The sequence below is a fragment of the Pseudomonas sp. RA_35y_Pfl2_P32 genome (assembly GCF_963970735.1).
GTDB lineage: Bacteria > Pseudomonadota > Gammaproteobacteria > Pseudomonadales > Pseudomonadaceae > Aquipseudomonas.
In genome coordinates this window covers 286636-309303 of the sequence record NZ_CAXAQF010000003.1, presented here as the reverse complement: position 1 = coordinate 309303, position 22668 = coordinate 286636, and the positions used below count along the sequence as shown (strand labels likewise).

Here is a 22668-nt window from a genome sequence, read left to right as displayed (position 1 = left end):
TTCGTGAGTTAAAACGTGGTTTTCATCGTCAGGTACAGGGCACCACGGTCTTGGGTAGTGGCTCCGCCACCGGAAAAGGCTGAGTAGCCCCCGCCATAGCAGGCGTAGTTTTCGTTGCCGCTGAAGGCATTCGGGGTCGAGCCGTCGCCGCTGCCGGCATTGGCTGCGCCGGTGCTCGACCCGCTGTTGTCACACTTGTCGGATTCGCCGAAGGAATCGACGTACTTGAGGTCGACAAAGTATTTGTTGTAGGCCACGGCGCCGACGCCCACCGCGTAGTTGCCGGTGTTCCTGGCGCCCCCGCCGGAGACCGGCGATACACCGTCCAGCCCGACGTTGACCGACAGCGGCATGCTGAGGTCGACCCCCGGGAACACCTGGTACCAGGTCGGCGTGAAGTTGACGGCCAGGCCCCAGTTGTCGCGCGTCGGCGCGTCAATCCCGCGATAGCTGCCGTTGCCCTTGTACAGCGCTTCGTTTTTGTCATCGAGCTTGAGCAGGTTGCTGTAGTACAGCTCGGCGAGCAGGTTGGCCGAGTCGAACAGCGGGGTTTTCGGCAGGCTCACCAGACCGTTGAGGGTCCAGTGCAGGGTGTCACCGGTGGCGCTCATGCTGTCGCCCCGGCTCGGGGTGTCATAGACCACACCGGTGGCGGCAGTGCGGGCCGGCAACAGACCAAGGCCAGCGCCCAGGCCCAGCGGCCCCGAAGAGCTGAAAATCGCCGGAATGCTCGCCAGCGGCATGTTGTGGCGGATGTTCAGGTCCGAACCCACGCTCACCCCGCCCACGTCCTTGGACAGGCTCAGGCCGAAGACCTGGATGTTGTCGGCATAGGCCATTTGGTAGGTGCTGGTGCTCAACGAATTGAGGGTGTTGACCACCGCCGGCACTTGTCCGGCTGGCGGGGTGCCGTTGGGGTTGGCCGAGGTCAGCCCGGTGGCGTTCAACCAGGCCTGCGGCAGGATGTCCGAGGTGTTGCGGTAGTAGACGCCGACGGTGCCGTCCAGCCAGGCCGGAGACCATTTGGCCATCACGCCCCAGTCACCGCTGCTGCCGGGCGTCAGGTCATGCCCGCGGCGCACGTTGGTCAACCCGTTGCACGGCGCCAGGCCACACCCCAGCGGGCTGCCCGGGACCACGGAGTTGGTGTTGCCGAGCAGGAAGGATTGCGCGCCGACGCCCACCAGGTCGGAGCCACCATAGTAGGTACCGGCTTCCGGCAAGCGGGCAGCGTCCCAGTCGAGAAAGTACTGGGCGCCTACGGTCAGTTCCGGGTTCACGGTGAACGACATCGACAGCTGGTTACGCGGAACGAACAGCTCCTTGGCTTCGGTGCCCGGCGACGCCGCCAGCTTGGCCAGGTCCAGGCCCGACTGGCCGTAGCTGACCGAGTGCACCGGGTTGAGCAGGGTCTCGCCCCAGAATACGTTGTGCTGTCCGGCCTTGACGCTGAGCAACGACTCCTCGCCCACTTCGGTGCTGTAGAACACGAAGGCGTCGAGGATTTCCCCGGACGGTCCGGTGTAGTAACGCTGGGCGTAGTTGCTCAGGTGCGGGCTGCCGTTGCCGACATTGTCGCCGGTGACGCCCGCCAGGCGCGGGTCATTGGCCACCAGGCCGGAGCGTGCATCGTTGCCGTTGACGAACGGATTGGCATTCGAGCCGACATTCTCATAGGCCTTGTCGTACCAACTGGCGGCGCTGACCCGAAAGCCCATGCTGTTCTGGTAGACCACGTCCATCTCGGTCAACAGGTCGATACGGTTGCTGATGTTGGTACCGGCCTTGCGAAAGTTGTAGTCGCCATCGTTGTTGTTGGGGGTCGCCAACAGGCGTTTGTCGGCACTTTCTGTGCGCACCCCATAGTTGTACTTGACGGTGTTATCCAGACGCGCGGTCCAGTCCGGGTTCCCCGTGTCGAGTTCGAAACCGTGGGCCACCGGCATGCTGGCGGCAAGGATGGCCGAGGCCAGCAAGGTGTAACGCGATGGGGTCAAGCCGTGACTCTTATTGTTGTGCATTAACGTGTCTCCGCCTTTTTGTAGTTGTTTTAAGCGCAGCCGCCCTCTCGTCACCCCTTGTGCCAGGGGTTGACGTTGATCAGCAATGAGGGCTGTGGCCGGTTGACTCGGGGTCTTGCGGTGCCTGAACTAGCGATCCAGTTCCTGGATCAGGGTGTAGGCCTGTGGCCAGGGGCCGAAGCCGGCAGCCGGGTTGAGATGACCGACGGCACCGACGTTGCGCAGTTCGGCGCCCCAGCCCTGGGCCATGCGTTGCACGGCGTGGAGGCTGGCCAGGTGATCATTGGTGCTGGCGGCGACCAGGCTGCGAAACGGCAGCGGGCCATTGGGTAGCGGGTCCCAGCCTTGGGTGCGCAAGGTTTCGGGGGACGGATAGCCTTGCGGCCAGGCGGCCTCGAGGTCCGGTGGCGCGGCCAACAGGGCGCCCTTGATCGCGCGAGTGTGGCGGGCGGCCCAGTGCGCGACCATCAGCACACCGGCACTGTGGGCCACCAGGATCACCGGCCCGTCAATCTGCTCCAGTGCGTGCTGGATCGCCTCGACGCGCTTGGTGCAGTCCAGTTTGTCGGTGGTCAGTGGGGGAACGCTGCGCACCTTGCAAAGTTGCTCGGCCAGCAACGTTTGCCAATGCTCGGCAACGTGCTCGCGCAAGCCCGGTACGATCAGAACGGTTGCGGCAGTCTGCAGTTTGTCCACGTCAACACCTACGCTTTCTCGATGACTCGACTGGCTCTATCGCCAGAAGCTTTTTGTAGTGCTGACATTAAAGAGCGCCTACCCCCGACGCTTTTCATTGGACGTCAGTGACTTTTCTTTTGATGACAAATTTGCCGCCAGGGCGCTGGCGCGACCGTTGGTCAAAAAACTCGACAGCGACGCGCCAGGCCACTGTAATCAATGGGTGGACGCCGATAACGGGGGGCAACGTCCCTGCCCCGGGGCACAATCGGCGGCAGACTGTTGCTGATGTCACAACTGTTCAATTGATCAGGTGCTGGATATAGTCGCCCCGCTCGCTTCCATCGCAATCGGCTCAGGAAAGACTTCCGCATGACCAAGCTTGTTCGCGCCGCCGTCTTGACCAACTACCTGGAAGTCACCCAGTACCTGGGGTTCAACCCACGCGATGTGATGGCCGGGGTCGGCCTCAGCCGCGCCCAGTTGCTCGCCCCGGAACAGCGCATCCCGATCGATGCCGCCGTGCGCCTGCTGGAAGACTCGGCCCTGGCCAGTGGCTGCCAGAGCTTCGGCCTGAGCATGGCCGAGTCGCGCCAGCTCTCGGACTTTGGTGTGGTCAGCCTGCTGCTCAGCCACCAGCGAACCTTGCGCGATGCCCTGCAAGTGGTGGTGCACTATCGCCACCTGATGAACGATTCGCTGGCGATTTTCATCGAAGAAGCCGGCAAGATGGTGCTCATTCGCGAAGAAGTGGTCACCGAGACGCCCATGCCTTCGCGCCAGGCCACCGAGCTGGCGATCGGGGTGATGTTCCGCCTGTGCGCCGCCCTGCTGGGCAGCCATTGGCACCCCTACAGCGTCAACTTCACCCACCAGCCTCCCGACAACCTGCAACTGCATCGGCGGCTGTTCGGCTGCACCCTGGAGTTCGGCAGCGAGTTCAACGGGATTGTCTGTTCCGACGCTAGCCTCGACATGACCAACCCCCATGCCGACCCGGCCATGGCCCGCTACGCCCAGAGCTACCTGGACTCGTTGCTGAGCCACGAAGGGGCCTCGATGCTGTTCGAGGTACGCAAGGCCATCTATCTGCTGTTGCCCATGGGGCGTGCGACCATCGAGCAGATCGCCCAGACCCAGGGCATGAACGTGCGCACCCTGCAGCGCCGGCTCAAGGAAGATGGCTGCGCCTTCAACGACCTGATCAACGAGGTCCGACGCGACCTGGTGCTGCGGTATCTGGACAACCCGAATTACTCCCTGGGACGCATCGCCGACATGCTTGGCTACTCCATGGCCAGCTCCTTTACCCGCTGGTTCATCACCCAGTTCGGCATGCCCCCGGCCGCCTGGCGCAGCGCGCAAAAGCAGGGCAACAAACTGCCAATCGACCTGCCTCCCCTCCCCGGCGAACTGTAGGCGCCGATACTGGCTGTGAGCCCACCTGTGAGAGCGCCGCCCGGCCCGCTCCCACAATGACATCCCACAGAAATACTCCAGCCAAAAAAAGCAGGCCGGCCGGTAGGCCGCCTCGCCCGCCCTTACCACTCAGGCCGACCGGCAGGTCGCCGTGCTCTGGCTTTTGATCTTGATCCACCCGCCCCATCGGCAGGCTGAGCGAAGGTGTCCATCAGGGGGAGGCGCGTAGCGCCATGCGGCGAAGCCGCATACATCGAGAGGAGGTGCAGCGAAGCAAACCGGAGGCGATGCCCCCGGATGGGCACCGTAGCGAAGGTACCCCGAGCCCCAGCGAGGGGCCGTACGTCAGGGGTAAGAGCCCTTGGTTACTTGGGGCTCTTCCAAGTGACCCGCCGTAAGGGCGGAACCAATACCAGCCCCAACCACAACAACGGATACGCCCACAACCAAGCCAAAAAAAAGCGGCAACTGCTGGCACAGTCACCGCCAAAAAAACCGGCGCTTGTAGCACCGGTCGAGAGCGTTGGGGCGTTACAGCCCCCAGTGCAGCAACAACAGCACCAGCACCACCAGGAATACCGTCTCCCCCACCATCAGCAGGATTGGCTTGATCCCCACGGCGGCCAACTCCTTGAGCTGGGTCTTCATCCCCAGGGCACTGATGGACACCACCAGGCACCAGCGCGACAGCTCGTTGACCGTGCCCTGCACCACCGGGGCGACCCAGCCGGTGCTGTTGATGCAGGCCAGCAGCAGGAAACCCACGGCAAACCAGGGCAGCAACGGCGGGCGCTTGCCCGTCGTATCGGCGCCCTGCATGCGTGTGACCATGGCCGCACAGACGATCACCGGCAGGAGCATGGCCACCCGCATCAGCTTGATCACCGTGGCGGTATCCCCGGTCTCGGTCGACATGCTGTAGCCGGCCCCGACCACCTGGGCGACATCGTGGATGGTTGCACCCAGGAACACCCCGGCCACTTGCGGCGACAACTCCAGCCAATTGGCGATCATCGGGTACAGGATCATCGCCAGGGTCGACAACGCCGAAACCCCGATCACCGTGAACAGCGTCGCCCGCTCTTTCTGCGGGTGGTTGGGCAAGGCCGCCGCCAGCGCCAGGGCCGCCGAGGCGCCGCAGATTGCGGTGGCGCCACCGGTGAGCATGCCGAACAGGCGCTGAAACCCCAGGGCCTTGGCGGCGATCAACGAGACACCGATGGTCACCACCACCAGAATCACCACCAGGGCCACCGGCTTCCAGCCCAGCGCGGCAATCTGTTCCAGGGTGATGCGCATGCCCAGCAAGGCCACACCTATGCGCAACACCGTACGGGCGGTGAACTCGATGCCGGCCTTGCAGGTTCCTTCGCCAGCAAGAAAGTTCAGGGCCATGCCCAGCAGCAAGGCAAACAGCATGACCGGCGCACCGTAGTGCTCGGACAAAAACGACGCTGCCGCCGCGACGATCAGGCTGACCACAAACCCCGGCGCCAGCTCCCGGGTGCGGCTATGAATACGGGTAAGGGCGATGGCGCTCATGGCGCGGACTCCTCGCAAGGGAAAACGATGAATGCCTGGCCGCTGATGACCTCGACCGCATACTGGGCCACCTTGAGTGCGGTGGAATTGAGCAGGTAGCCCGTGCGCAGATCGAAGCGCAGGCCGTGGGCGCAGCATTGAATCACCCGCCCCTCCAGGCGCCCGCCACACAACGACGCGCCCTGATGGGGACAGCTGTCGTCGATCACCAGCAGCTCGCCGTCGACGTTGAACAACGCCAGGCTTTTACCCTCAAGTTCCAGCAATGCACGACCGCCTGCCTGCGGCAGTTTTCCGGCAGGCACAGGGACCCGCCGGTTCATGCCGGTTGCCGCTCACGCTGGCGTTCCAGCAGGGCTTCGCGCATCGCCCCCAGCAGGGCGTCGGCCGGCTGCGCACCAACCACCGTCAAGCGTCGATCGAACTGAAAACACGGGACTCCGCTGGCGGCGCCAGCGCCATTGCCGACAAACGCCTGACCATCGCCGCGCAGGCAGTCCTCCACCGCCGCGGCCGCGAACCCGCAGTCCTGGGCGATAGCCAGCAGGGTCTGCCGGCACCCCAGGTCCTCGCCCTGCTGGAAATAGGCACCATACAAGCGCTCCAGCAAGGCATCACGCTGCGCTGGCGAGCCCAGTTGGTTGGCACGCGCCAGCAAACGGTGAGCATCGGCGGTATTGGGCATGGTCGCGATACGGCTCAAATCAATGGACAGCCCCACTGCCATCGCCGCCTGCTGCACCTGGGACTGGCGTTGGCTCACGGCTTCGGCACTGCCCAGCCGGTGACGGTAGAACTCGGCGAAGGGCTGGCCGCCGGCCGGCATGTGCGGCAATAGCTGCACGCCGTGCCACTGGGTAATGACTTGCACCTCGGGTTGCTGGCTGAGCAGCAGCGCCTGGGCCTGCTCCAGCTGGCGCTTGCCGATCAGGCACCAAGGGCAGATGAAATCGAAAAACACATCAATCTGTAAACGAGCACTCACACTTTCACCTCTACAACCGCGTGGCCAACCGAATCGTTGACCTGTTCGCCCTGAAGCCGGGCAATATCCTTGTGGTAGTGACACTTGGCGTAAAAGAACACCGCGGCCGCTGCGATGCTCACCAGGGGCACCAGTTGAAACGCCGCCTGCAGGCCGATCACATCCGACACCTTGCCGGTGATGAACGGACCTGGGGCCAGGCCGAGCAAGTTGTTGGCCAGGGTCAACGTGGCAAAGGCCGTGCCGTGCACCGAGTAATGGGTCAGGTTGGCAACCATGGCCCCTACAGGACCGGTCGTCCCGGCCGCAATCAGCATCCCCAGGCAGATCAGCAGCAACTGTGCAGGGCCTGGTGGCAAGGCGAACGCCGCCGACAGCAGCAGGCAACTGCCCAGGCAAAAGGCGATCGCCAGGGACACCTTGCGTTGCGCCGATTGCCGACACAGGCGATCACTGAGCATGCCGCACAGAATCATCCCGGTGCCGCTGCACAACACGATGATTGCCGCGATGCCACCGGCCTTGTCAGTGGCCATGTCGTAGTAACGGTTGAGGTAGCTGGGCATCCACACAATCACCGTGCCGCCCACGAACAACTGCAAGCCACTGCCGATATAGGCCGCAATCACCGAAGGGCTGGAACACAGGGTGCGCAGCGGCCGCTTGACCGCCGCGGCGACCTTGTTCGCGGCCTGGCCGGCCCGTTGCGGCGCAATGCGTGCCTCCTTGACGATGATCGGGTACAGCACCGCCAGCAGCAGGCCAAACAACGCCATGCCGGCGAACGACCAGCGCCAGCCCAGCTTGGCCGCGATCGCGCCGCCCAGGGCCATGCCCAGCACCGAACCGAACATGCCGCCGGCCATGAACGCACTGGCCAGGGTCGCGCGCAGGTGCTTGGGAAACACCGAGATCACCACGGCGATACCCACACTGCCGTAGGCCGCCTCGCCAACGCCCACCATGAAGCGGGCAATGAACATCTGCTGGTAGTCCTGGGCCAACGCGCAACCCAGGGTCGCCAGGCTCCACAACAGCGCCATCAACGCCAGGCTCTTGACCCGACCGAAGCGGTCCGCCATCAGCGACAAGGGGAAGGTCAGCAAGCCGACCATCAGCGCCACAATGCCGCTGAGCAGGCCAAGCTGGCTGTCACTCAGGGCCCACTCGCCCTTGAGCATCGGGAATACGGCGTTCAGCACCTGGCGCGACATGTAATCGGAAATCAACAAGCCGAACGTCAGGGCAAAGACGATCCAGGCATATTTGCGCGCGACACCGACACCATTGGCGTCGTCGTCTGCGGCAATGGGGTGAAAGGCCATGCAGCCTCCTCGAAACATTGTTGTAATTGTTGTTATCGAGCTTGTAGCAACGCAGCGCGGGGGAAGCCTTCGACTGCCCCCGCGTCAGCGATCAGCCGCGTTGCGGCACACCTTTCTCGCCCACCTTGCGGTTGGGGGCCATACCATTGGCCAACAGGGTTTCTTCAATACTCTGGTACTGCACGCCTATGCGGTAGATCTCGCGGGCTTCTTTGCCGCTGGCGATCTCGCGCCCCAGCTCATGAGCGATGCGTACGGTCTGCTGAATCTGCGCAACCGAGCTGAACCGATCGCCCTTGTGATCAATAATAGTGTCTTCATTGCCCACGCGCGGGTGCAAGCCCATGGCCATGGACATGGTGTTGAACGGCATGACGTTCTTGAGCAGCGATTCGGAGGTCAGGGTGCAACCGTCCGGCGCGCGATGGATGAAGTTGAAGAAGTTGAACGGGTTCGGGCCGTCAAAGCCGCCGCCGATGCCGATCCAGGTCAGGTTCAACGGGCCCATGTAGATGCCCCTGCGCACCAGGCGCTCGAGGGTTTCCAGGGCGTGCATGCCGGTCAGCTGGAAGTGTGGCTGCACACCGGCTGCGGTCAGGCGACGCAAGTGCTCGGCGACCCAGGCCGGACCGGCCGGTACGGTCATTTCGCTGTACGCCGCTTGAATGCCCGGGTTGGCCAGGGACGTGCCCTGCAGATACTCCGGGTACAGCAGCTCCATGATGTTCATCTGGGTGGTGTTGATCGCCACCGTGACCTGGTCCGGCGTGGGTGTCAGGTCAGCCAGCATGTGCCGGGTGTCGTCCGACAGCCATTTGGCCGCTTCGCCATCGCTTTCCGGGGCAAAGGAAATCGAGCCGCCGACCTGGATGATCATGTCCGGCACGGCTTCGCGTACGCCGGCAATCAGTTCGTTGAACTTGGACAGGCGCTTGGAGCCCTTGCCGTCCAGTTCGCGCACATGCAGGTGCAGGACCGTGGCACCTGCCTCATAACAATCGACCGCTTTCTGCACCTGTTCATCCATGGTCAGGGGGATATCTTCCGGGAAGTCTTCGGGCATCCACTCCGGGCCATACGGGGCCACAGTGATAACCACCTTCTCCATGTTTTCCGGGTGCAGGGAATCGTCGAAAAATTGCATGAGTTACTCCTTTTATTATGGTTGTTCGCGCAGCCGGGATCGTGCCGGGCAGCGCGTGTACGAGTGCGAATGCCGTTGCGGTGTTTCAGTAAGTCTTGTCGCCGATGATCCCGGCCCGCTCCATCTTGCGATGGCACGGCGGGTAGTCCATGACGGCGTAATGCTGGGTGCTGCGGTTGTCCCAGATGGCGATGCTGTTGGGCTGCCAGCGCCAGCGCACCTGGTACTCGGGGATATAGGCCTGGCTGATCAGGTAGCGCAGCAGTTCGCTGGCGCCCGGGTTGGCGTCCTGGCCGAAACGCACCCGCTCGGGGGTGTGGTAGTTGCTCAAGTGGGTGGTAAAGGCGTTGACGAACAGCACCTTCTCCAAGGTTTCCGGGTGGGTCCGCACGACGGGGTGCTCGGCATCCGGGTACATGGCCTTGAGCGCCAGGCGTTTTTCAATCGGCATGGCGGCACCGAAGCTCGCTTCGATGCTGTGGCGTGCCCGCAGCTCGGCAATCTTCAGCTTCACGTCTTCCGGCAGCCGCGCGTACGCCTCCACCATGTTCGCCCACATGGTGTCGCCGCCCACTGGCGGGCACTCCACGCAGCGCAACACGCAGCCCATGGGTGGTGCATCACGCCAGGTGGCGTCGGTGTGCCAGGCGTTTTCGTATCGGTCCATCGGCTGGTCGGGATTCTTGTAGATGCGCACCAGGCCCGGGTGGTCCGGGTCGCTGCCGGCCACCGGGTGGTCCTCCAGCTCGCCGAAGCGGCGGGCGAAGGCCACGTGTTCGGCGCGGCTGATGTTCTGATCGCGCAGGAACACCACCCGGTGCTTGAGCAACTGGGCACGAATCTCGGCAAAAAGACCGTCGTCGTGGACTGCATCGGCGAGGTTTACGCCGATCAGTTGCGCGCCGATGCTGCAGGTCAATTGTTCGACTCTCATGGCAGGCGGCTCCCTTAGATGACGAAAATCGACGAGCCCGTGGTCTTGCGTGACTCCAGGTCGCGATGGGCCTGGACGGCGTCCTGCAAGGCGTAGTGCTGATTGATCTCGATCTTGATCTTGCCGCTGCCCACCAGGTCGAACAGCTCGCCGGCCAGGGCGGCCTTTTCTGCCGGGTCAGCGATGTAGTCCGCCAGCGCCGGGCGGGTCATGAACAACGAGCCCTTCATCGCCAGCAGCACCGGGTCGAATGGCGGGATCGGGCCGGAAGCGGTGCCGACGCAGACCAACAGGCCACGACGCTTGAGGGAGTCCAGGGAGCCCATGAAGGTGTTTTTGCCGACGCTGTCGAACACCACGTTAACGCCCACGCCATCGGTCAATTCGCGCACCCGCGCGGCTACGTCTTCATGGCTGTAGTTGATCACGTGCTCGCAGCCATGGGCACGGGCGACTTCGGCCTTGGCCTCGGTCGACACCGTACCAATCACCGTCAGGCCCAGCAGCTTGGCCCATTGCGCAACGATCAGGCCCACGCCACCGGCGGCGGCGTGCAGCAGAATGCTGTCACCGGGTTTGAAGTCGTAAATGCGGCGCATCAGGTACGACGCTGTCAGGCCCCGCATGGTCATGGCGGCGGCGGTTTCGAAACTGATGGTTTCCGGCAGCTTGATCAGCGGCGCGGCCGGGATCAGGCGTTCGGTGCTATAGGCCCCCAGGGTGTTGAGAAAGCCGGTGTAGGTGACACGATCGCCAACCTGGACGTTGCTGACCCCCTCGCCAATCGCCTGGACCACCCCGGAAGCTTCCACGCCCATGCCATTGGGCATCGGGATCGGATAGGTGCCATTGCGAAAGTAGGTGTCGGCATAGTTCAGGCCGACCGCCACATGACGAAGACGAACCTGGCCGGGACCGGGTTCGCCGACTTCGACGTCTTCATAGCGAAGGACATCGGGACCACCGGTTTCGTAGAAGCGGACGGCTTTGGCCATGTTTTCTTATTCTCCATTGCAAGATAGGCGTGCGGCATCGAATTGTGCTGATTGGACTGTAGGACTCAGTCCGGGGCACCGCTTCTCATCAGACGACAATGGCTTTTCATTTCGTGACAACTGAGCGCGCCTGATCCATGGTCTCAAGGTGCCGTGGATGACTTATCCCTGGCCTCTGGGTAACCTTGGCCGGCAGTGACTTGAGCCACACCCCAACTTTTCCCCAGGCGAGCGTGCGATGAAATCCCCCTCTGGCTTGCTGCTGTCAGGCATCGTGCTGGACCGCGCCAGCTCCATCCCCCTGTATCGCCAGCTGTATTTACAGCTCCGCAAGCAGATCCTCAGCGGTCGGATCCAGGGTGGCGTGCGGCTGCCGTCGACCCGGACCCTGAGCAAGGAACTAGGGCTGTCGCGCATTACCCTGCTCAACGCCTTCGACCAACTGATCGCCGAGGGTTTCCTGGCCTCGCGTACCGGGGCGGGCACCTACGTCGGCACCGAGTGGGAAAACCGCGGCACCAGCGACCCTGACACCCTGCCCCAGCCGCCACGCCTGTCCGACCTCAGTCACTCGGTCTTGTCCTTGCGCAGCAGTCATTTCCAAGGCATCAGCTATGCCGACTGGGCGCCTGGCAGCCCCACCTCATTCCTGCCCAGCCACAGTGCCTATGACGCATTCCCCCAAGCGGTATGGAAGCGCCTGATGAACCGGCACTTGCACAAACCGAGCAAGGCCATGCTGGGCTATGGCGAACTGCAGGGTGTGCAGGCCCTGCGCACGGCGATCGCGCACTACGTGTTCGACGCCCGGGGTATCGACTGCAGTGCCGAGCAGGTGGTGATCGTTTCCGGCGCCCAGCAAGCGTTCAACCTGCTGGGCATGCTCCTGCTCAACCCCCAGGACCGGGTGTGGATGGAAGATCCAGGGCATATCGCCGCGCGCATCGCCCTGCAGGCCCAGGGTGGCCAGGTAGTGCCCTTGCCCATCGACGAACAGGGCATTGACGTGCAGCACGGCCAGGCCTGTTGCCCCGACGCACGCCTGGTGTTTACGACGCCTTCGCGCCAGCATCCCCTGGGGGTGACCATGAGCTACGCCCGGCGCCAGGCACTCATCGACTGGGCCGAGCAGCAGCAAAGCTGGATCATCGAAGATGACTGCGACAGCGAGTTTCGCTACCACGGCCGCCCCCTGCCTGCCCTCTATGCCATGGACCAGGGGGCCCGGGTGATCTATGTCGGCACGTTCAGCAAGGTGTTGTTTCCCTCCCTGCGGCTGGGCTACGTGATTCTGCCCCAGGCCCTGATCGAGCCTTTTTGCACCCTGCGTGCGGTCATGGATCGCAGTCCGCCGACCCTGCTGCAGACCGTGACGGCCGACTTCATGGTCGAGGGCCACTTCCTTGGCCACATTCGCCGCATGCGCGCGCTGTACCAGGCCCGCCAGCAGGCGCTGGTCGAGCAATTGCAGCAACAGTTGGGGGGCTTTTTCCAGGTCACGCCGGTGGATGCCGGCATGCACCTGATCGCCTGGTTGCCAGCGCAACTGGATGACCAGCTCATCGCCCGCGAGTTGACGCTGCGCCATATCTACACCTATGCCCTGAGCGACTACTGCATCGAGCACCGCTTGCCACCGGCCCTGCTGATCGGCTTTGCCAGCACCCCCGAGGACCAGGCACCACAGCGTGTCGCGGTGCTCGCCCAGGCGCTGCGCGACATGGGGTGCCTGCCCGCGGCCGGGCAAGTGGTCTTATGATTTAACCGATAATGGATCTATCGAGAGTTCCTGACTGGCGCGATAAAGGTTGCGCCGGTAGACCCGGTGTCTGAACCAGGAACCACTCGAATGAACAATAAGATCCAACACCGTTTTAGCGCCTTGCTCAGCCATAAGGCCGGCACTGCCCAAGCACCGGCCACGCTGACCCCGGCACTGGCGCGCCAGTTGCTCGACCGCCTGGACCAACTGCGCCTGTTTGCCCACGCCTATCCCCTGCTGACCAACCTCACCCACGGCCGTGTCACCCCCGCCGACCTGCTGGACTTTGCCTATCGCCACGAACTGCAGGGCCTGAGCCTGCACCTGCTGGACGGTGAAGCCAACAGCCTGAGCCAGATGAGCGCCGCGCAGTTGCAAGCCTTTGCGGACAAAGCCCGGGCCCTGGGCCTGGAGGTGCACCTGGAAATCAGCAGCACGCGTCAACCGGATGTCGATCAGGTGGTCGCCATCGCCCGCGCCCTGGGGGTGCGTAACATCCGCGTGTACTCACGCTACGAAGGCGCACTGTCGCGGGTCATGGACCTGATCGAGACCGACCTGCACTACCTCGTGCAACAGGCCGATGCCCACGACCTGCACTTCGACTTCGAGCAACACGAAGAGCTCAAGAGTGCCGAGATTGCCCAGTTGCTCCGTCGCCTCAACCACCCTCGGCTGCATGCCCTGTTCGACTTCGGCAACATGATCAATGCCTGTGAACAGCCACTGCAGGCCCTGCAGAACCTCGCGCCGCACATTCGCCAGGTCCATCTCAAGGGTGTGCGCATCGTCCCTGAGCACAGTGGCTTTGGGCATTACGGCGTGCTGCAAGGCAGTGACGAAGACGACTTGCCCAGTGCCCGCATGCTGTTCGAACTGCTGATGCTGGGCGAATCCAGCCCCCAGGTGATCGCCTTCATCCTCGAACAGGAAAACCACTACGTCGCGCCGGCGTTTCGCCAATCCAACGAAAGCGCCGACCCGTTCATTGCCTACCGGGAAATGAGTGATACCGCGCTGCCCGCCGGTTACTCGCTGGAACGCATGCTGGCCGATGAACACCGCTGGGCCAACAACCAGGTGGCCTATGTCCGTGGCCTGCTGGCCGAGTTCCGGACCCTGGCCGAATTGACCCTGGCCCCCTGCACCCCCGCCTGAACCCGACGCGACACCCTGACGACGCTTGGAGAATAACAATGACAACTCGTGACAAGGCCAAATGGCTCAGATTCCTGATCCTGATCCTCGGTGGCGGCACCATCTACAAACTGGCGAATCTCAAAGACGCCTTCTACATCCCCATGCAAGAGTTCATGGGCTTGACCCACACCGAAATCGGCCTGCTGCTCAGCGCCAACGCCATCATCGCCACTGCGCTGTTTGTGCTCGGCGGAATGCTGGCCGACCGTTATGACACCCGCAAGCTGATTCCCCTGGGCCTGCTGGGCACCGGCGGCCTGGGTCTGTACCTGGCGACCTTCCCGCCCTTCAGCAACCTGCTGATTGTCTTCAGCCTGCTGGCGGTGTGCGCCGACTGCCTGTTCTGGCCGTCACTGCTCAAGGCCATCCGCAACCTGGGGGACGATCAGGAACAAGGACGCCTGTTCGGGTTGCTGGAAGGTGGACGGGGTGTGGTCGATACCCTGGTGGCTTTTTCTGCCCTGGGGGTCTTCGTCGCCATGGGCTCGGGTGAAACTGGGTTGAAATCGGCGATCCTGTTCTACTCGGTCATCGATATCCTGGCCGGGACCCTGACCTGGTTCCTGCTCAAGGGCGGTACCGCGCCGGCGAGCGTCCAGCCGAAAAACAGCCTGTCCAATCTGTTGGAAGCCATCAAGGTCCCGGGGATCTGGCTGGTCAGCCTCAACGTGTTCATGGTCTACATCGTCTACTGCGGCCTGACCTACTTCATTCCCTACCTCAAGGACATGTACCAGTTGCCGGTGGCACTGGTGGGCGCGTACGGCATCATCAACCAGTACTGCCTGAAAATCCTTGGCGGGCCTGCCGGTGGCTTCATTGCCGACAAGCAGTTCAAGAGCACCAGCCGCTACCTGAAATGGGCCTTCCTGGCGCTGCTGCCGTTGATGGGCGTGATCATGCTGATACCCAAAAGCCCGAGCTACATCTACGCCGGCATGGCCGCCACCCTGTCCTTCGCGCTGATCGTATTTTCCATGCGCGGGGTGTTCTGGGCCCCTATGGGCGAAGTCGGTATTCCCCAGCACATCACCGGCTCAGCCTTTGGTATCGGCTGCCTGATCGGCTATGCGCCGGGCATGTTCGCCTACGTCATCTACGGCGCAATCCTCGACCATTTCCCGGGCGAGCAAGGCTACAACTATGTGTTCAGCCTGATGAGCGTGCTGGCGATTGTTGGTTTCCTGGTCTCCAGCCTGCTGTACCAGGCCGTACGCAAGAACGCCCGGGGCACGGCGGCAGCTAACGTCGCGCACGCCTGAGGCGGCGGGTTACGGCCCTTTATTCACCGATAGATACCGGCACTCGTCGCCCCCTGCATGGCGCGGGTGCCTTCGACACTGACGCTCCGCCCTTCCTTCGCGGTCCACGGCCCGGTCGATGTGTTCGACCCGGCCACCGCCCCTTTCGACCATACGCCGCGTGGCCAACGACACATTCAGGCGGCGTCGATGGTACTCATCCTGTCACGCCTGTGGGCGCCAGGCTGGCACTTTCCTCGACGAGCAATCGCCACCCGACGTGGGGGGGCCGGTGCTGGGTCGAGGGCATTTGCAGACAGTTTTTATGCCTGTGGTACGTACCATGTATATACGTACCATCTTTATGAGATTTAACATCGATTCATTCAGTGTTTCTAAGATGGAATAATTGAGCGTTATCGCATCTAATACGCAAAAATCCTGCTGTTGGATGCCGCAGCGATACGTTTGCGCCGGGAGAGCTGTGAATGAACAAGGTGGACCGCTACCTCAAGGCCGGTACCCGGGAGAACACCCGGCGCAGTTACCGTGCGGCGGTGGAGCACTTCGAAGTGATCTGGGGCGGGTTCTTGCCGGCGACGGGCGACAGCATCGTGCGCTACCTGGCCGACTACGCCGATCAACTGGCGATCAGTACCTTGAAGCAACGCCTGGCCGCCCTCGCCCAGTGGCACATCACCCAGGGGTTTCCCGACCCGACCAAGACCCCGACGGTGCGGCAGATGATCAAGGGCATCCGCACCTTGCATCCGGTCCAGGAGAAGCAGGCGGCGCCCCTGTTGCTGCAACACCTGGAACAGGCCATCGACTGGCTGGAGCAGCAGGCAACGCTGGCCGCCCAGCAGCACGACTGGCCCACCGTGCTGCGCTGTCGGCGGGATGCTGCGCTGGTGCTGATCGGATTCTGGCGTGGCTTTCGCGGCGATGAGCTGTCCCGCCTGCGGGTGGAACATACCGAGCTGCAAGCGGGTGTCGGGATCAGCTTCTACTTGCCCCACAGCAAAGGCGATCGCCAGCACCTGGGGACCCGCTTCCAGACCCCGGCCCTGAAAAAGCTCTGCCCGGTGCAGGCCTATGGCAACTGGATCACCGCGGCCGGCATTGCCTATGGCCCGGTGTTCCGGCGCCTGGATCGCTGGGGCAACCTGGCGCCGGACGGATTGCACGCCAACAGCCTGATCCCCTTGCTGCGTCGCCTGTTTCGCCGAGCCGGGGTGCCCGCCGAGCTGTACACCAGCCACTCCCTGCGCCGCGGCTTTGCCACCTGGGCAACCGCCAACGGTTGGGATATCAAGTCACTGATGAGCTATGTCGGCTGGAAAGACGTCAAGTCGGCGATGCGCTATGTCGACGCGTCCCACAGTTTTGGGGGCCTGGCGGAAAAACCGCTGGCGCCGGGCATCACCCCGCTCGCCCTCGAATGATCCAACGGCCGGTCCGGCCTGTCGCTCACGACGCCTGGGACTGCCCCGCCAGCAAGACCTCGAAGAACGATGAAATCAGCCGGCTGGAGCGGCGCTCCGCCAGGCAATAGAGGTAGGTTTCGGTGTACAGCGGATCGCCCTCCAGGCGGATCGCGCGGATCCGTGGGTCGGCGATGAATTCGGCTTCGGACACCACGCCCGCGGCCTGCAGGGCGGCATCGAGGACCGCGCGGGTGGTGGAGCCCGGTTCGCGTTGCAGCAGCGCCTGGCCTTCCAGTTCTTCGAGGCGCACCGAGCCACGAGCGGCCAGGGGATGGGCATGGTGGGCGAACAGGATGATCGCGTGGCGCGCGTAGTGCACGGCACACAGCGCCGGATCGTCGTGCCGTCCGGCCAGCACCGCGATGTCCGTCACGTAGCGTTCGAGATCGGCCAGGTCCTGCGCCGAGTTGCCGACCCGGATCGACACATCGATACGGGGGTGGCGCTGCAGATAGTGGTCGACCATCTCGATCACATGGAACGGCCCCACCGCCCCCAGCCGCAACTCGCCGCTGTCGAGCCGGCCGGAATCGCGCAGCAGGGTTCAGGCAGTTAACTATTGATGGAGTCTATGGATGTCCAGCGCAAAGATGCGGGCTTTCCTCGCGGTGGCCCGCCACGGCAGTTTCAGTGCCGGGGCACGGGCGCTCGGCCTCAGCCAGCCGACCCTGACCACCCAGGTGCAAGCCATGGAACGGCAGTACAACCTGGAGCTGTTTCACCGCCGTGGGCGGCGTATCGAGTTGTCCGATGTCGGCCGGCAATTGCTGCCGATCGCCCAGGCGATGGCCGCGCTGGACCTGGACGCGCACAACCTGTATGAACTGATGCAGCAGCATCCGGACATCGAGCTGGAAACCTCCTTCAGCCCGGAAAAGGAGACCCTGGCGCGGCTGTTCAACTTCGACATCAACGTGGCGATTCTCGCTCTGTCCGAGTTCGACCAGCGCTTCGACACCCAACTGTACCGGCGCTACCCGATCATCGCGGTGGTGCGTGACGACCATCCCTGGGCGCAGCAGGAACAGGTGCATGTCGAGCAGATCAATGGGTGCTTCGCGAAAAGAGCTCGCGGACCCGGCAACTGGTGGAGGAAAGCTGCAAGCAGCTGAACGTCGAACTTAACTGCGTGATGCAATTGAACAGTCGCGAAGCCATTGTCCATGCCATCGCCAAGGGCATCGGCATTGGTTTTGTCTCGGCTGTCGAGTACGCCCACACCCCGGGCACCACTCCCATCACCTTCGTCAATCACCCGTTCGCCATCGACTACCACCTGTGCTGTCTGGGCATCCGTCGCCACCGACCCATGATCGCCGAGCGGTTCGACTCAAGCCCGATACCTGCCACCTGAACACACCCTACCCATAGACCTGTGGGCCCTGCCTCCTTGCACGAAGGACGGCCCCCCCTTACCCACACACTGGAGATCTACCATGCACTATCAACCACCGAGCCACCTGCAAGCCGTGGTCCTGGACTGGGCGGGCACCGTCGTCGATTTCGGCTCCTTTGCCCCCACACAGATTTTCGTCGAGGCCTTTGCCGAGTTCGGCGTTGCCGTTTCCCTGGAAGAGGCCTGGGGCCCGATGGGCATGGGCAAGTGGGACCACATCCGCACCCTGTGCAATCAACCGCAGATTGCCGAGCGTTACCGTGCGGTGTTCGACCGCCTGCCGACCGATGCAGACGTCACGGCACTCTATGAACGTTTCATGCCGCTGCAGATCGAGAAAATCGCCCTGCACTCGGCCCTGATCCCGGGCGCCCTGGAGGCCATCGCCGCGCTACGCGAGCAGGGCCTGAAAATCGGTTCCTGCTCCGGCTATCCGGCGGTGGTGATGGCCAAAGTGGTGGAACTGGCCCGGGCCAACGGCTACGTCGCCGACCATGTGGTGGCCACCGACGAAGTGCCCAACGGGCGTCCGTACCCGGCCCAGGCCCTGGCGAACGTGATCGCCCTGGGCGTCAGCGACGTCGCCGCGTGCGTCAAGGTCGACGACACCTGGCCCGAGGCGAAACCCCGCAAGGCGCCTGAGCCACACAAGCACCTCAAGCGCGTTGGGCGCTTGAGGTGAATCGCCGAGGGTTGTTTTCAGTTTGAAAGGGTCATCCATCAAGCTACTTAAACTCGATCAGCATGGCTGTAATCAAAAACCAAACAGCAGTACTCACCAACATCAGTGATTTGATTTTAAATAGCCGTTTGAGATGAGGGGGGAAATTTTCAAGGTCGAATGGATCTAACTCACCGATGCGAATTGATGCCTTTGGCATCATTATCATCCCGGAGATTTTTGCTATTTCCAGTACGGACCAAATCAAACCCCGCTTCCCTAGGCTCGGTCCCCAAATGTAAACATAACGACTGTTCTTCAAGGCCTCTTTAATGGCGTCCAGATGACAGCGACTTAGGTACAGACTGAATGCGAAGCCCGCAGTTGCAAGCAGGCCCCAGCCACCAGTAACAATGATCGCAATCCAGGGAGACCACGTGTCGATACTGGTCATGGTTGTGTAGCCTCGTAAACTTTGTCCCCCATGTATTCGCCAGCCTTACCACCGTAAGTCGTACCCACCCATGCGCCAGTCCCCACTATGGCCGCGACACAGACAACGCCCCCGATACCTGTAGAAGTTGCCAGCGGTCATCGAGCAGATCAACGCCCGCCTGGCGCGGGGTGAAACTCCGCAAGGCGCCTGAACCAAGAAAGCACCTCAAGCGCGCTGGGCGCTTGAGGTGGCAGCTCCGGCCAGTTTGTTCTGCGTGACGGCGTTCGAGCCTTGTCCCGATGATGCGTCAGGCTTCAACTGGAAATACCGAGGGGCGCTTTCAATTTGGAATGGTCGTCCATCAAACTACTTAAACTCGATCAGCACGACTGCAACTCCCATCCAGATGCAGGAAATGATCATCATCGTCAAATCGATGATCAGAAGACGTTTCAAGCGAGGAGGAAAGTTTTTAAGATCGGTAGGGTCCAGTTCACCGATGCGAAGTGATGCCCAGGGCCAAACCACCATTCCGGAGATTTTTGATATCTCCAACAGGGACCAGATCAAACCCCGTTTACCCAGGCTAGGTCCCCAGATGTAGACATAACGACTGTTTTTCAGGGCCTCTTTAATGGCGTCCAGACGAAAGCGGCTAAGGTACAGACTGAGTGCAAGGCCCGCCGCTGCAAGCAGGCCCCAGCCACCAGTAACAATGATCGCAATCCAAGGAGACCACGTGTCGATACTGGTCATGGTTGTGTAGCCTCGTAAACTTTCTCCCCCATGTATTCGCCAGCCTTACCACCGATAGTCGTACCCACCCATGCGCCAGTCCCCACTATGGCCGCGACACAGACAACGCCCCCGATACCTGTAGATACGCCAAGCGCCACGCAAATCGAACTTGCGGCAGAGCTGGCAATCCTCCCGCTCACAGCACCAGCAAAGGTGGACAAGCCAAACTTCCCTCCCTCCGTAAACCGGACCCTCTCGCAAGCCGCCCCCGAATCCCCAATACACACCTCCTGAATCGCCAACAACGAAGACACCCCGCCAATGCCAATCCCGATGTAACCGCCCGTGGTCATGTACTGGGCAGCACGACGGGTTGCACTGACATGCGTGGCATACCCCGGTATCTGTCCCGGCGCTCCCGCCTTGTCCCAATGATGCACCAGGCTTCGGCTGGAAATACCGAGGGCGGTTTTTAACTTGGGGTGATCGCCCAGGGTGGTCTGGCCGCGCAGCCGCGTCGAGTTCAGCAGATGTGCATCCAACTGGCTGATCAAGTGCTTACGCTCGGCGAAGAACTGCGGCGATTTGAGGTGACCATGCTGGCGATAGCTTTCCTGATGCAAGCGCTCCATGGCCTGGAGCGTGTCACGCAGGCTGCCCAGGTGTTTTTCCATCACTACGGCGCTGACGCCAAGCCAGGTTGAGGTGTGCCCGGTAAAGCTGGCGATTTCAGCACCGTGGCGTAGCAGAAAATCGGCCTCTTGCGGCGTCAGGGGGTCAAGGCTTGCCTTGACTTGTTGAGCGGCCGTCATCAGTTGTGCTTCCTGGTAGCTACAGGAAGTGTTGTTCGGATCGCTGAGCACGATCATCGAACCCGCTTTGACCTCGCCCAGATCGGGGTTGAGCGCCTGAAACCTGTTCATCACAGCCGTATCGCGCACGGGGAAAAGCGTGGCCTCCAATGCTTCGCGAGTCATGCTTTTGGGCACCACATAGAAGCCTGGTTCCTGCGGCTCTACGGAGTTGGCTACTGGCGGAGTTGGCTGGCCCGACGGGGAGAAGGCCGATTGGCGCGGTGTTGCCGAGGGGCCGTATACCGTTGAAGGGGCTGGTTGAACCGCTCGGCTGGCTGAGGGCGTTGCAGCTTTTTTGTTCCCATAGATGGCGGTCAGTATCGAAGGGATCAATTGGGCGTTGCAGGGGCAATCGCTGCGGCTGTCCAGCGTGCCCGCCATACGCCTGCCTTGGCTGACTATATGCGAAATGCCACCGACGATCCGGTAGGTTCCACCGTCCTTGCCACAAGAGACCCGATCCCCTTCGCGGGCATGAAGCACGCCAAACAGAGTGATTGTTTTATCACCATCGAGCACTTCCCCACCGCAGGTGGTTTTGTCACCTTGGCCAATGAAATAACCATCACCCATTGATACTGCTCCGTTTCACCCAGTCGAGTCCGGCAAGCGGTTGCTCGGTGAAGGGGGATTTGTCCAGTGCGCGGAGAAACTCAGGGGAGACGTCGTTGGCGTACAACGGAGGTGATGCTGCATTCATTTTTATTGTCCAGATCCATGGTTTTTTTGCTGCGCTCCTCTTGTCACGCCAGTCAGCAAGACCGATCGAAAGATGACCAAGCGTGAGAGGATGTGACGAACACGCAGCAGCCTGAAGATCTGAGTGGCGAACGTAAATAGGACCCTTCCCCCATTCACGTAGGAAAACGGGTCAATTTAGTCATCCTCATGCGATTGCGACTAATCGATGTAATACCCGCGCTCGTAGGGCTTTGCCCGTCGCCGCCCCGCGCTGGCGGCTGGTCAGAGGCGGTCCTGGCGCAGCCACTCGATGAACAGCGCAAACAGTTCGGACTGGGAGTTGATCGCCAACTTCAGGTACAGGTTCTTGCGGTGCATGCGCACGGTTTCTGCGGCGATTCGCAGTTCGTTGGCCGTCGACTTGACCGAGTGGCCGCGCAGCACCATGTGGGCCACTTCACGCTCACGTTCGGTCAGCACCTCACACCCAAAATGCTCGAAGGCGTGTTGGATACTGGGTTTGAGATCGACCGGCGCGGGCGCTCGCACCGCATCCTGCTGTGCTATCTGTGGGTTGCACTGGGCGAACTGGCGGATGAACTGGCGAACCATGGGTTCGACCGCGCGGAGCAGGTCCAGTTGTCCGGCACTCAAGGCCTGGCCACCAAAGCCCTGGAACAGACTCAGGGACACCTTGCTCCGGTTGCCGACATCGACAATGAAATAGCTGTCTTCCGAACAGCCGCCCTTGAGGTAGTAGGTCTTGTAGTAGTCGCTGTCAAAAAAGTCGTCAGGGGCGATTTCTTCCAGGTGGTAGAAGCCTTCCGCCAGGCCCTGCTCCACCGCCAGGCAAAACGGATCGAGCAGGTAGCCGCCGGAAAAGTAGCGCTCGATCACCGACTCCCGGTACTGCTCGGGAATGCCTTGCAGGTACAGGGATTGGGGCGGCTGGTCCTGGCGTTCCAGGCTGATCATCACCGATTCCACCGCCACCAGTTGCCCCAGTGCCTGCGCCAGGCAGCGCAACGCATCCGCCGTGTCGATCCGGGCAAAGGCGTGCGCAAGCGCGGCGTGCCATTGATGCAGGGCACGCCAGGGTAAGGCGATCAGTGTGTGGTCCTGGGCTTTGCTCATGCCGCGCAGTCTAGCCGGTGAGCCAGGACTGCGCA

At 62.3% G+C, this 22668-nt stretch carries 18 protein-coding genes and 3 pseudogenes; 7 read left to right on the top strand and 14 right to left on the bottom strand.

Features of this window, described 5'->3' with window-relative positions; translation table 11 throughout:
• Window positions 1-8: 8 nt before the first annotated feature.
• Complete coding sequence (locus AACY45_RS04910) at window positions 9-2021, bottom strand: DUF1302 domain-containing protein (RefSeq protein ID WP_339544416.1); 2013 nt, start codon at window positions 2019-2021, stop codon at window positions 9-11.
• A 129-nt stretch (window positions 2022-2150) separates the two neighbouring features.
• Complete coding sequence (locus AACY45_RS04905) at window positions 2151-2717, bottom strand: RBBP9/YdeN family alpha/beta hydrolase (protein ID WP_339544415.1); 567 nt, start codon at window positions 2715-2717, stop codon at window positions 2151-2153.
• A gap of 354 nt (window positions 2718-3071) precedes the next feature.
• On the opposite strand from AACY45_RS04905, the gene AACY45_RS04900 reads away from it, so the two are divergent.
• Window positions 3072-4118 (top strand): AraC family transcriptional regulator, encoded by a 1047-nt coding sequence (locus AACY45_RS04900; protein ID WP_339544414.1) that lies wholly within the window; start codon window positions 3072-3074, stop codon window positions 4116-4118.
• Between the two features lie 531 nt (window positions 4119-4649).
• On the opposite strand, the gene AACY45_RS04895 is transcribed toward AACY45_RS04900, so the two are convergent.
• The 7 genes from AACY45_RS04895 to AACY45_RS04865 form a co-directional block, all read right to left on the bottom strand.
• The gene (locus tag AACY45_RS04895; RefSeq protein ID WP_339544413.1) at window positions 4650-5660 is read right to left on the bottom strand and encodes a YeiH family protein; all 1011 of its coding nucleotides are present in this window, start codon (window positions 5658-5660) and stop codon (window positions 4650-4652) included.
• Complete coding sequence (locus tag AACY45_RS04890; RefSeq protein WP_339544412.1) at window positions 5657-5983, bottom strand: Rieske (2Fe-2S) protein; 327 nt, start codon at window positions 5981-5983, stop codon at window positions 5657-5659. The genes AACY45_RS04895 and AACY45_RS04890 overlap by 4 nt, the downstream gene beginning before the upstream one ends.
• Window positions 5980-6645, bottom strand: a complete 666-nt coding sequence (locus tag AACY45_RS04885; RefSeq protein ID WP_339544411.1) for a DsbA family oxidoreductase — start codon at window positions 6643-6645, stop codon at window positions 5980-5982. Before AACY45_RS04885 ends, AACY45_RS04890 begins: the two co-directional genes overlap by 4 nt.
• A complete protein-coding gene (locus AACY45_RS04880; RefSeq protein ID WP_339544410.1) occupies window positions 6642-7970 on the bottom strand; it encodes an MFS transporter in 1329 nt (442 codons plus the stop codon). The genes AACY45_RS04885 and AACY45_RS04880 overlap by 4 nt, the downstream gene beginning before the upstream one ends.
• Window positions 7971-8061: 91 nt before the next feature.
• Window positions 8062-9114, bottom strand: a complete 1053-nt coding sequence (locus AACY45_RS04875) for a 3-keto-5-aminohexanoate cleavage protein (RefSeq protein WP_339544409.1) — start codon at window positions 9112-9114, stop codon at window positions 8062-8064.
• An 85-nt stretch (window positions 9115-9199) separates the two neighbouring features.
• Window positions 9200-10048: a TauD/TfdA dioxygenase family protein gene (locus AACY45_RS04870; RefSeq protein ID WP_339544408.1), complete on the bottom strand. Its 849-nt coding sequence runs from the start codon at window positions 10046-10048 to the stop codon at window positions 9200-9202.
• A 14-nt stretch (window positions 10049-10062) separates the two neighbouring features.
• Window positions 10063-11043 carry a quinone oxidoreductase family protein gene (locus AACY45_RS04865; RefSeq protein ID WP_339544407.1) on the bottom strand — a complete coding sequence of 327 codons (981 nt, stop codon included), beginning with the start codon at window positions 11041-11043 and terminating at the stop codon, window positions 10063-10065.
• Window positions 11044-11281: 238 nt separating this feature from the next.
• On the opposite strand from AACY45_RS04865, the gene pdxR reads away from it, so the two are divergent.
• The 4 genes from pdxR (at window position 11282) to AACY45_RS04845 (ending at window position 16691) form a co-directional block, all read left to right on the top strand.
• Window positions 11282-12802, top strand: coding sequence for a MocR-like pyridoxine biosynthesis transcription factor PdxR (gene pdxR, locus AACY45_RS04860; protein WP_339544406.1), 1521 nt, complete (start codon window positions 11282-11284; stop codon window positions 12800-12802).
• 90 nt (window positions 12803-12892) lie between these two features.
• Window positions 12893-13963 (top strand): sugar phosphate isomerase/epimerase family protein, encoded by a 1071-nt coding sequence (locus AACY45_RS04855; protein ID WP_339544405.1) that lies wholly within the window; start codon window positions 12893-12895, stop codon window positions 13961-13963.
• A gap of 38 nt (window positions 13964-14001) precedes the next feature.
• On the top strand, window positions 14002-15267 hold the full coding sequence (locus AACY45_RS04850) for an MFS transporter (RefSeq protein ID WP_339544404.1): 1266 nt from the start codon (window positions 14002-14004) through the stop codon (window positions 15265-15267).
• 467 nt (window positions 15268-15734) lie between these two features.
• Window positions 15735-16691, top strand: a complete 957-nt coding sequence (locus AACY45_RS04845) for a site-specific integrase (protein ID WP_339544403.1) — start codon at window positions 15735-15737, stop codon at window positions 16689-16691.
• Window positions 16692-16716: 25 nt separating this feature from the next.
• Here AACY45_RS04845 and AACY45_RS04840 read toward each other — a convergent pair.
• A pseudogene (locus AACY45_RS04840) lies at window positions 16717-17274 on the bottom strand (LysR substrate-binding domain-containing protein); the annotation flags it as partial.
• 34 nt (window positions 17275-17308) lie between these two features.
• On the opposite strand from AACY45_RS04840, the pseudogene AACY45_RS04835 reads away from it, so the two are divergent.
• Both AACY45_RS04835 and phnX read left to right on the top strand, forming a co-directional pair.
• Window positions 17309-18087, top strand: a pseudogene (locus tag AACY45_RS04835) (LysR substrate-binding domain-containing protein).
• 82 nt (window positions 18088-18169) lie between these two features.
• A pseudogene (gene phnX / locus AACY45_RS04830) lies at window positions 18170-18745 on the top strand (phosphonoacetaldehyde hydrolase); the annotation flags it as partial.
• A gap of 109 nt (window positions 18746-18854) precedes the next feature.
• Here phnX and AACY45_RS04825 read toward each other — a convergent pair.
• From AACY45_RS04825 to AACY45_RS04810, 4 genes are all read right to left on the bottom strand, one after another.
• Complete coding sequence (locus AACY45_RS04825) at window positions 18855-19244, bottom strand: hypothetical protein (protein ID WP_339544402.1); 390 nt, start codon at window positions 19242-19244, stop codon at window positions 18855-18857.
• A gap of 348 nt (window positions 19245-19592) precedes the next feature.
• Complete coding sequence (locus AACY45_RS04820; RefSeq protein ID WP_339544401.1) at window positions 19593-19982, bottom strand: hypothetical protein; 390 nt, start codon at window positions 19980-19982, stop codon at window positions 19593-19595.
• Entirely contained in the window at window positions 19979-21391 is a 1413-nt protein-coding gene (locus AACY45_RS04815) for a PAAR domain-containing protein (protein WP_339544400.1), read from the bottom strand. Before AACY45_RS04815 ends, AACY45_RS04820 begins: the two co-directional genes overlap by 4 nt.
• Before the next feature lie 390 nt (window positions 21392-21781).
• Window positions 21782-22633, bottom strand: a complete 852-nt coding sequence (locus AACY45_RS04810; RefSeq protein ID WP_339544399.1) for a helix-turn-helix transcriptional regulator — start codon at window positions 22631-22633, stop codon at window positions 21782-21784.
• Between the last annotated feature and the right edge of the window lie 35 nt (window positions 22634-22668).

Excerpts from the sequence above, each read along its gene's own strand:
- AACY45_RS04910 (WP_339544416.1), bottom strand. The coding sequence starts at position 2,021 with ATGCACAACAATAAGAGTCACGGCTTGACCCCATCGCGTTACACCTTG.
- AACY45_RS04900 (WP_339544414.1), top strand. The coding sequence starts at position 3,072 with ATGACCAAGCTTGTTCGCGCCGCCGTCTTGACCAACTACCTGGAAGTC.
- AACY45_RS04895 (WP_339544413.1), bottom strand. The coding sequence starts at position 5,660 with ATGAGCGCCATCGCCCTTACCCGTATTCATAGCCGCACCCGGGAGCTG.
- AACY45_RS04890 (WP_339544412.1), bottom strand. The coding sequence starts at position 5,983 with ATGAACCGGCGGGTCCCTGTGCCTGCCGGAAAACTGCCGCAGGCAGGC.
- AACY45_RS04880 (WP_339544410.1), bottom strand. The coding sequence starts at position 7,970 with ATGGCCTTTCACCCCATTGCCGCAGACGACGACGCCAATGGTGTCGGT.
- AACY45_RS04875 (WP_339544409.1), bottom strand. The coding sequence starts at position 9,114 with ATGCAATTTTTCGACGATTCCCTGCACCCGGAAAACATGGAGAAGGTG.
- AACY45_RS04870 (WP_339544408.1), bottom strand. The coding sequence starts at position 10,048 with ATGAGAGTCGAACAATTGACCTGCAGCATCGGCGCGCAACTGATCGGC.
- AACY45_RS04865 (WP_339544407.1), bottom strand. The coding sequence starts at position 11,043 with ATGGCCAAAGCCGTCCGCTTCTACGAAACCGGTGGTCCCGATGTCCTT.
- pdxR (WP_339544406.1), top strand. The coding sequence starts at position 11,282 with ATGAAATCCCCCTCTGGCTTGCTGCTGTCAGGCATCGTGCTGGACCGC.
- AACY45_RS04855 (WP_339544405.1), top strand. The coding sequence starts at position 12,893 with ATGAACAATAAGATCCAACACCGTTTTAGCGCCTTGCTCAGCCATAAG.
- AACY45_RS04850 (WP_339544404.1), top strand. The coding sequence starts at position 14,002 with ATGACAACTCGTGACAAGGCCAAATGGCTCAGATTCCTGATCCTGATC.
- AACY45_RS04845 (WP_339544403.1), top strand. The coding sequence starts at position 15,735 with ATGAACAAGGTGGACCGCTACCTCAAGGCCGGTACCCGGGAGAACACC.
- AACY45_RS04825 (WP_339544402.1), bottom strand. The coding sequence starts at position 19,244 with ATGACCAGTATCGACACGTGGTCTCCCTGGATTGCGATCATTGTTACT.
- AACY45_RS04820 (WP_339544401.1), bottom strand. The coding sequence starts at position 19,982 with ATGACCAGTATCGACACGTGGTCTCCTTGGATTGCGATCATTGTTACT.
- AACY45_RS04815 (WP_339544400.1), bottom strand. The coding sequence starts at position 21,391 with ATGGGTGATGGTTATTTCATTGGCCAAGGTGACAAAACCACCTGCGGT.
- AACY45_RS04810 (WP_339544399.1), bottom strand. The coding sequence starts at position 22,633 with ATGAGCAAAGCCCAGGACCACACACTGATCGCCTTACCCTGGCGTGCC.